Annotated in this window: 8 protein-coding genes; 1 reads left to right on the top strand and 7 read right to left on the bottom strand. The window is 37.0% G+C overall.

What is annotated here, in order from left to right:
* Positions 1–22: 22 nt before the first annotated feature.
* Together DNJ75_RS03555 and DNJ75_RS03550 are read right to left on the bottom strand one after the other, a co-directional pair.
* On the bottom strand, positions 23–1,525 hold the full coding sequence (locus tag DNJ75_RS03555) for a response regulator (RefSeq protein WP_157968186.1): 1,503 nt from the start codon (positions 1,523–1,525) through the stop codon (positions 23–25).
* Positions 1,526–1,721: 196 nt separating this feature from the next.
* Positions 1,722–2,843 (bottom strand): AAA family ATPase, encoded by a 1,122-nt coding sequence (locus DNJ75_RS03550; RefSeq protein ID WP_117001808.1) that lies wholly within the window; start codon positions 2,841–2,843, stop codon positions 1,722–1,724.
* A 374-nt stretch (positions 2,844–3,217) separates the two neighbouring features.
* Between DNJ75_RS03550 and DNJ75_RS03545 the strand changes: the two genes are divergently transcribed.
* On the top strand, positions 3,218–3,493 hold the full coding sequence (locus tag DNJ75_RS03545) for a hypothetical protein (protein ID WP_170137185.1): 276 nt from the start codon (positions 3,218–3,220) through the stop codon (positions 3,491–3,493).
* 302 nt (positions 3,494–3,795) lie between these two features.
* On the opposite strand, the gene DNJ75_RS03535 is transcribed toward DNJ75_RS03545, so the two are convergent.
* The 5 genes from DNJ75_RS03535 to DNJ75_RS03515 form a co-directional block, all read right to left on the bottom strand.
* Positions 3,796–6,228, bottom strand: a complete 2,433-nt coding sequence (locus DNJ75_RS03535) for a type IV secretory system conjugative DNA transfer family protein (RefSeq protein ID WP_117001805.1) — start codon at positions 6,226–6,228, stop codon at positions 3,796–3,798.
* 25 nt (positions 6,229–6,253) lie between these two features.
* Positions 6,254–6,766: a single-stranded DNA-binding protein gene (locus tag DNJ75_RS03530; protein WP_117001804.1), complete on the bottom strand. Its 513-nt coding sequence runs from the start codon at positions 6,764–6,766 to the stop codon at positions 6,254–6,256.
* A gap of 156 nt (positions 6,767–6,922) precedes the next feature.
* A complete protein-coding gene (locus DNJ75_RS03525; protein WP_117001803.1) occupies positions 6,923–7,231 on the bottom strand; it encodes a hypothetical protein in 309 nt (102 codons plus the stop codon).
* Positions 7,232–7,233: 2 nt separating this feature from the next.
* Positions 7,234–8,328 carry a hypothetical protein gene (locus DNJ75_RS03520; RefSeq protein WP_117001802.1) on the bottom strand — a complete coding sequence of 365 codons (1,095 nt, stop codon included), beginning with the start codon at positions 8,326–8,328 and terminating at the stop codon, positions 7,234–7,236.
* Position 8,329: 1 nt separating this feature from the next.
* Positions 8,330–8,602 (bottom strand): hypothetical protein, encoded by a 273-nt coding sequence (locus DNJ75_RS03515; protein ID WP_117001801.1) that lies wholly within the window; start codon positions 8,600–8,602, stop codon positions 8,330–8,332.
* Positions 8,603–8,704 lie beyond the last annotated feature (102 nt).

Below are 8,704 nucleotides of genomic sequence, written 5' to 3'. Positions count from 1 at the left end.
AACTTATTGCCTTATTACTCTTTCACACTCCACATTCAGCTTCCACGCATCGTGCATTTTCATCAACAAACTGTCTTAGTATTCCATCGATACTGCTCGCAAGTGACGGCTTAAGATATACCTGATCAAAACCGTATTTTTGTACCCGCTCATTAGACATCACAAGATCAAAACAATGCCCAGTATTGACAACAATATAGCTATAGGTTAGGTTGCCGATTTGCTCTAAACTTCTGAGCTTTTTTGCAACCTCAAAGCCAGTTACATCAGGCAACCCTAGATCCAATATAATTAAATCAAACGTGATATTAACCGCAAAATTAAATGCCTCACTGCCATTAACCGCTGTTACAACATTAGTAGCAAAATCCAAATCATAACTCTCCAATAAAACATCAACAAGTTCCGCCAAAGATTCTCTAGATTCAGCATAATCCTCAACAATCAACACGTTGAAACAACCTTGTTTCCAAACCCTTTCACGAACATGTTCTACCTTGGAAATATTCCACTGAGAAAAAATTTGATCAACTACACCAACTTCATTTTCATCGCTAATAAAACATGCTCTATTCGTCAAAATATTGTTCTTAGAACTTTCATCAGAATTACCGACCACAAATACCAAACAACGATCACTCACTTTCCATGTCCAAGAAGGTATCCTATTGTTGCAAGCTTCCACAATTAGCAAGTCGAAGAAACCACTCCCTAGCTTCGACCAAAATACAAGCTCATCCTCAAACTCTTCAACACTACACACATAGGGGTTAAAACATTCATTAGACACTAATTCATTGTAATATGCTGACAAAGGACCATGATCTGAAACGTATAATAACCTGTAATAAAATAAGCCTTGACCTTTATTAACCTGACTTACAACAAACTTATCTACTGAGATTCGATTTAGTTTTGAACATGACAAACTTAAATCTTCGCTAAATTGATCTACATGCATTTTGAATTTGGCAAACTTATCCTTCTCACTAGCGTCTACTAGCGCTTCATCCTGATCAGCCGCTACTGATGCAGCCATGCGTGCCTTGTACAAAATAGTTTCCAATAACTGCTTATGCTCACTTAATAATTCTTTAAACGTGCTTAATTCAATGACCTCATCTTTAGCATTTTCCAGATCAAAACCAACACTCAACAATCCTAAATTATTACCATTGTGATCCTTTATGAGTCTCTTTTCCATACTCAACATCAATCGACGATCTCCACAATCAAGATCAAGAAGATCAACCACCTGAGCATAAGATGAACCAAAACCTACTATTGGTGATGCCACGCTTTCTTCAACATTTCCAAGCATGGTATCGTGTAACCCATCTATTAAAACCCCAGTATTGGCATCAAAGTCAACAAAGCGATGAAATAAAATATCCTCTCTAGTAATACCAATAGCAATCTCCATTTCCTTATTACAGTCAACCACACGCCCACTCTGATCAAGCAGATAAGCAATACCACCGAATCCATCCAAAGAAATTACACTACAACCCTTCGACACATCCATTATGTACTTCCAAAGCATTCAAACACACCCAATATGGTTCCATATATGAAGGATAAATAACACCTATTAGATGAATTCAGTTGTGTTGCAAATGTATTTAAATGCATCTACGCTGCATGCGAATCATTGTTCACGATCGGTGCGAATATGCATGCAGGGCAGTAACCACTAAGCCCTTATTAGTTGAGCTTTAATATTATGCAAAATACTTTCTAAGTAGCGGATCATATATATCGTAAAACTGATCACGCTCTTCGTAATAAATTAAGTCTTTTGAGATGAGATATTCCAACGCCTGTTTAGCACTGCTATAGTTTCTAATCCCAATTTCAGTTAAAAGATTCTGATCAAGTTTTTTACCAACAGTCGCGTGAGCCAGATATTTTAAAAGGCGCTTTTGATTTGCACTTAATCCTTTCACCTCTTCTTTAATATACGGCATTGTTTGCTGTGTTACCTGATCCCATGTTTTTCTAATCTGCTCTATTTTTGGAAGCGCATCAAATTGATCCCAAAGCTCGAGACATAAATAGTTGACATAATATGGATGGCGTTCTGTCATTCGTACCAAAAGGTTATACATATCGTATTCTGGCATAGCTTCTCCCCAACGCTCCTCAGCTGCCTTTTTCAGAAAGCTATAATAATGCTCAAGTTGAATCTTGCTGAGCTTCATAATTTTACATAACCGATACAGCGGTTTAGATTTATCCATAAAAAGCACCTCAAGCATATGCCTTGAAGAGCCTGAGAAAATGTAAGCCACTCGCTCTGATCGCTCGGCAGCATGCCTAATAGCTGCCTGAATAACGCCATTTTTATCAATATCATACATTTGCTGAAACTCATCACAAACAATCACGGTGCTTATGTCTAATTCAACGGCTAGCTTATCAATAGCAAGCAATAATTCCGACACATCCTCCGGTGAAGATTTCTTTTCATGTAGGGTAAGTTTTACACTTTGACCATACATATTGGATATAAACTCAGGCTTATAGTTTTCAAAAAATTTATAAATCAATCCTTTTATCTTGTTGATATCGCTAGTCATTTCACCAATGAGTGTAGAAAGCTTTTTGCATATCACCTGTATAACATCGTTGGCATCGATAGCTTTTAAAAAATCAAACCAAACATGTTTGTACTCATTAAGTCTTATTACTTCGCTAATTAAGCTTGTTTTTCCATAGCGTCGTGGCGCAATAATAACGGTATGCTCAGCATTTTCTATATTCTTGCTTAAAGTATTTTTTTCTCTGGTTCTATTACAAAAACTATCACCCTTAGCAATTGCTAGCGTAAAGCGTTGTGCCATAAAGCAATCTCACATGTTGCATATGTGTATATTATATATTGATATGTAATATACTCAAGTGTAATTATGATATTATTGGTTACTATCTTTGATTGATAATAACAGCGCACAGACGATTATAATCTCAAAGCCCCTAATAAAAGCATCAACACACTATATGTTAATTTTTCGTATCACTTATGTTTTTTTAAAAAAAACCAATAAATAATTTTCAGCCTATGTAAACGCTATATTTCATCTGTATTTTACTATAATATACTCACGTTGCACTGAGCGTATCTATATCCTCCCTCCCCTCGATTTCGTTCAGTGTCAACTGAAACTAATAAACTCACAGATCACCAACTAAGAATATTAATGGTACGGACTTAATTTTGTGTCTATACTATCGTCACAGTAACGAAAAATTCTTTATTGCCATGCCAAAATCCAATGCCCAACGTATGCGTAATAAGCGTGAGCGTGATTACGCTTTGCTGCTTGACTCAGCAGGAAGTGAAAGAAATATTTCAGATACTGGTTTAATCGAAGTTATTAGCGTATGTTACCGTAAATCAAAAGACAATGGTAATACGGGTGTTTTGAAAATAGCCCTCAAGGAACTTAATCAACGGATTCAATTGATTGACGATAAAAAAGAAAGCTCATAAAGCTTAGATGCTAAGATTTTTGAATTAATACAAAGGATAATATAAACACCTATTGGAAAGGCTCGGTAAAAGCACGATGTTGGCCTACATTTGTAATCCGACGCCTTAACACATATACGCTTGGGTAAGATAATGCTTTAGAGATTTGCTCAATCGTTGTATATTCCCCGTTGAGCTTCCATACCTGCCCTTTGTTATTCCGTTTAGTATGTTCGACTTCAATAGTTGTTTGTTGACCATAATAGTTTAGTGGTTTTGTTATAATCATATCTCACCTTATATTTTGATTGATTGTTGTTTCACTAGCTTTCTGCGCCTGCTTTTTCTTTTGTTTGACGCATTAAAAAACGCCTATCCTCTGGAAGTTTCACCTGATATAGAAGCTCATACATAGCGGTGCCATTACTCTCTTCAACTTCTCCTAATAAATGATGATTGCGCATAATCTTCAAATAGATATCTAAACTTAAACGACTATCATTAGCTAATTGCTCAACCATCACTGAGCTTATATACCTTTTGACCATATCGGTGAAAATGTGCTGATTGACCAAATCATCATTTTCAATGACCTCATCAATTAATAGACGCACCTGCTTTTTTAAGTGATTTAATAATGGCTTTTCATCAATAAACTGCGTGCCTGTTGGTTGATTAAAAAATTGCTCATCACTAAAAGTAAGCTGTTCAACTTCACCAGATTCATCCGTCATAGCCGAATGCTCCCGGTTACCTTCGTGCATGTGACTTAGCTTACTGTCGATGGGCTTTTTGATGAGGTCTTTTTTCTCAACATAATTGATGCCAAATCGTCCTTTATAGCGCTGATCGTCATAGTGAAAAATGCGATCACAGATAAATGAGCGCATACCACTTTTAAAGACAAATTGCTTTGATCGATCGAGTTCTCTAATCACATCAGTATGGTATAATTCCGTCGCAGTTTCTTGCTCACTGGTTGAAATTGATGTGCTGACATTACCAGGGGTTAAAAGCCCTGCACGTGTAGCACGACTCTTAGAGGTTGATTCATTGCGACTTTCAACAATAATGGTTTGACAACCACCAAGCTTCTGAATCCACTCAATGGTCTTGGTATCATTAGCACCAAAGACTCTGATTAAATCAAAGCCTTTAATCATGTCCGCTTTTTCAAATCGATCCACTTGGTCCACTGACTGAAAATATAAAGAAAGTCTCACTCCTTTGGCGCCAAATATCTCATACAGAATGGGAATCTCAGGCACAGGTCCCAATTGTGCAACTTCATCAATCTGGATGGGATAGCAAGGATGTAACTGATAAGAAGGCGTAATTGATAAGTGCGTTGCCAACATCGATAAAATCATCCTGATAACTTTAGGATAACGTGGCACCATGTCTTCAGGGATAATGAAATACAGATCACTGTTGCCTGTAACATAGTCTTGGATATTCAAACCCTTTTGACTAAAAAAGCGCGCCCATGCGGGACTGGCAACATAATCAAAGCAGCGATAAAGTGTTGACAGTATAGAACCAGCCTCTTTATCAGCTACCTTTTTAAGCATACCAATACCAGCAACTATCCTTCGACTTTTATTTTCTTTTTGATAGGATTCAAGTGCTTTGATGGTGCCTGGTTTATCTAATGGCGCAAACGTATCATATAAATCAGTCAATGATTTACCCGTCCCTAAAAACCCATCAATGGCAGCTTGTAATATTGAATTAGCAGTTTCTTTAAAGTGATCGGTTTCAAACTTCCCTTCCACAATCATCGCGCCTGCTAATGCGGCAATATAACGATCACGTGTCAGCTCATCATTTAAGTTAACATGATTTGGATTTAAAGGATCATAATGAAACACCTGAAAACCTTTAAAATCACCATACTGATCAAGGACGCGATAAGGGTCAATCGCTACAGGCTTTTTGCCTTTGCGTATAGCATCCTCATACGTTGTCAAAAAAAGCTCGGATTTAATATCTAAAGCAAAAATATTATGCTTAGCATCTAAGATGGATGGAATGGCTGCTGAGACACCCTTACCACTTCTAGGTGGTGCAATCACCAGTGTATTAATTGGTTTTTCAATTGCAATATACTCACCATCCAACTTGCCTATCGCATAATCATCACCAGATAATGCCTTAGATCGATCAGTCACAAAAGCCATTTTTCTAAGATAAGGCACATCGGCTTGCTTGGCACTTCCTAGCTTACCTGATGAGGCTTTAACGTCTTCTTTAGGTGTCCGTCTCATTAAAAGATGAATCAAGCTGATTACTAAAATGCTACCAGCAAAAAGATTCTTAGCCATCACTAAGTGATAATAACCTTTAAGATATGATGCCATGCCTTGGGAGTGAGTAAAAAATCCAAGTGATTTAACCTTCCAGGCAATAACAGCATTTAAGACAAGATCGCCCACAAATCCTAAGACAAGTGAGCTAAATATTGCCGTATTTAATGCAATCAGCATAATATTACCTTTTTCATTAAGGAGTCGGTTATAACCCCACCAATAAATAAGAGCATATAACCCAATAATAACCAGAGCTTGCCAATTAGACTTTTTGAAAACAATCACGTTCATTCCCAAATAGTACATCGCTTCAAAAAATGACTGATAGACCATCAATGCAAGACAACCAACAAAAATAGTCATCATCAACAGAAAAATAGATAACTCATTCAAAGCAGAATAAGGGTGATTATCTAATCCAAACTTTGTAAGTTTACGCAGAATCATAAGCGCATTCCTTTTATTTCAGACATCAGAAAGGCACTTCATCTGAGTTATTAAGCTGCTGTGCATATTCCTCATAACTAGGTACAGGTGGTTGTCCCTGCTCAGTCGTAGCTCTTGAATCTGGGGAGTTAGTGCCATTATTAACTTGTGCATTTGAAGGTTGCAACTCCCGTTGCTGTGCTTGGGTATTTTGCTGAGGATTGCCACCGACTAACTGAAAGCTAATACCGACAACTTCAGTTGTATAATGCGTTTGCCCGTTTTGATCCTGCCATTGATTGGTGCGCAGTCTGCCTTTAACATAAATCAAACTGCCTTTAGTGGTGTACTGGGCAATCGTATCTGCTAATTTCCCAAAAAAAACAACGCTATGCCACTCCGTATTTTCAATAAACTGACCCGTTTGGCGATCTTTATACCCATCATTTGTCGCAACACACAAATTGGCAACGGATGTGCCGTTTTGCATATAACGCACTTCTGCATTAGCACCTAAACGTCCTAATAGTATTACTTCATTTACTGTACCTTTAGCCATCTTGCTTCTCCTATTTTTATTTGCTTATTTGATTTATCTGACTATGTGTCTTGATGATGTAAAGTTCAACACTCGCGTAATAGTTGGGTTGGCGTCATAGACGAGAAAACTGCAATATCACCTAAGCTAATATTTTTCAGCTTGCTCACTCGTGGATTATGTAGTTTCTTTATTTTCTTTATTTTCTTTATTTTCTTTGTTTTCTTTGTTTTCTGTAGATTCAGTCGTATTGGTTTGAGTGTTTTTTGCCTTGGTATTTTGGTCGCTTTTAATATAAGCAAGTACACCATAATAAATCACTGAGATAATGGCTGAAACAACCAGAAAACCAATCAGAGCATGTAATCCATCGGTGTAAAAAAACAATAAAGAAAATGCAATAACAAATGGATTAATCCAAATTCTTTTTACATCACTTAATATGCCCTCTATTGCAGCCTGTAGATATGTTTTGATGTTATTCATACTTAACTCCCCCGTTGTATTGGTGATTGATTTTTTTGATTTTGCTTATCGCTCACTTGCTGAGTTGATTTTGTTGTAGTTGTTGACATTTTTTCTTTTGAAGTTGTCTGCCCCTTTTTATCATTTGTATCTTTCTTAGATACTTGAGCGTTAGTTTGTGATTGACGATCAGCAACCAGTTTACCGTTTTCATAGTAAAAGCTTTGTCCGTTAATTCGCACAAAAGTGTCGTTTTTAGCTATCTCAAGCTCTGAACCATTATATAAATAAGTAACATATTCAGTCTGTTTCACCTGAACGAGCATCCCTGCACTTAACTCACCTTTAAAAGGGATCAATACATGATTATTAGAATTGACATACAGCTTTTTATCAACCATAACAATGTCATTTTTCTTTAGCTTCTGGTTACCTTTGCTATCGGTTATAGCTTTATCGTTATTCGCATGATCACCATCACAGGCAAGCGCAGTAAATACGTTAATGGTTGCTTGATCAATCCGTGAATTAAAGGCATACGTCAGCTTGTGTTGGCATAAGTTACTATAAATAGCTGCTGCTTTTTGATGAGCTTCGTAGCATGTTTGCATCCCTTTATTGCTCATGACTTGGAAATTAGCCGAGTGAACAATACACTCTGAAATATAATTTTGATTTGGTGTAATACTGGCTAAATTTCTATAACACGATGAGGTATACAGTGCATCGGTTGTGCCATATTGACCATAGGCTTTAGCAACCATCTGATAGCCTAGCTCTGGATAGCCATACTCAGCAGCATGTAATCCGTACTTGACCACATTTTCAAGTAATGGCTGTTTTAGCTTATCATAGCCTTGTGCTAGTTTCAGATACGCCAAACCGGAATGCTTTGCTAATAACGGCTGCAAGGTTGATTTCATTGTTGCTATCTGCTGCAATGATTGCGCTTGATTATTGCTTTGATCATCATTAATCGTATTAAGCATCTTATCAGCCTGATCAAACAATACCTTAGATGTTGTTGAACCATGATCTTGAGCAAATACCACCCCTGTTGGCATTGAAGACATTAATAACGTCACCAAAGGAATTGAACAAAAGCTGGAACGCGTCATATCACTCACCCCACTCTACTTGTATAAGTGTTTTACAGACATCACTACTTTCAGCCTTTTCTTTACCATCCTTACCTTGAGACATTAAATTGCTGCAATAATCTTGTGCCTTTTTAAAGGTTACCATACACGATTTTGTGCCCTTATTAGCGCATGCTTTTAAATCGGCACTACTAACAGGCGCTGCTTGACACCCCGAAATTAAGATTGTGGAACATAAAATCCCACCTGATAATACTTTGATATGTTGCGTGATGGATAATTGACGCTTCATAATAATAAACTCCTTGTTTTTGCTTTATTCTTTTCTATTTTTTTTCTATTCTTTGGCTTACTGGGAAAAACCAGTGCTATCTGGAATCCAAGTTTTTTTTAA

This window comes from Cysteiniphilum litorale, from assembly GCF_003428165.1.
Classification (GTDB): domain Bacteria; phylum Pseudomonadota; class Gammaproteobacteria; order Francisellales; family Francisellaceae; genus Caedibacter; species Caedibacter litoralis.
The sequence above is the reverse complement of the archived record's forward strand: the minus strand, read 5'-3'. Positions and strand labels throughout refer to the sequence as shown.

Coding starts and splice junctions, on each gene's coding strand:
- DNJ75_RS03555 (WP_157968186.1), bottom strand. CDS start 1,525: ATGGATGTGTCGAAGGGTTGTAGTGTAATTTCTTTGGATGGATTCGGT.
- DNJ75_RS03550 (WP_117001808.1), bottom strand. CDS start 2,843: ATGGCACAACGCTTTACGCTAGCAATTGCTAAGGGTGATAGTTTTTGT.
- DNJ75_RS03535 (WP_117001805.1), bottom strand. CDS start 6,228: ATGATTCTGCGTAAACTTACAAAGTTTGGATTAGATAATCACCCTTAT.
- DNJ75_RS03530 (WP_117001804.1), bottom strand. CDS start 6,766: ATGGCTAAAGGTACAGTAAATGAAGTAATACTATTAGGACGTTTAGGT.
- DNJ75_RS03525 (WP_117001803.1), bottom strand. CDS start 7,231: ATGAATAACATCAAAACATATCTACAGGCTGCAATAGAGGGCATATTA.
- DNJ75_RS03520 (WP_117001802.1), bottom strand. CDS start 8,328: ATGACGCGTTCCAGCTTTTGTTCAATTCCTTTGGTGACGTTATTAATG.
- DNJ75_RS03515 (WP_117001801.1), bottom strand. CDS start 8,602: ATGAAGCGTCAATTATCCATCACGCAACATATCAAAGTATTATCAGGT.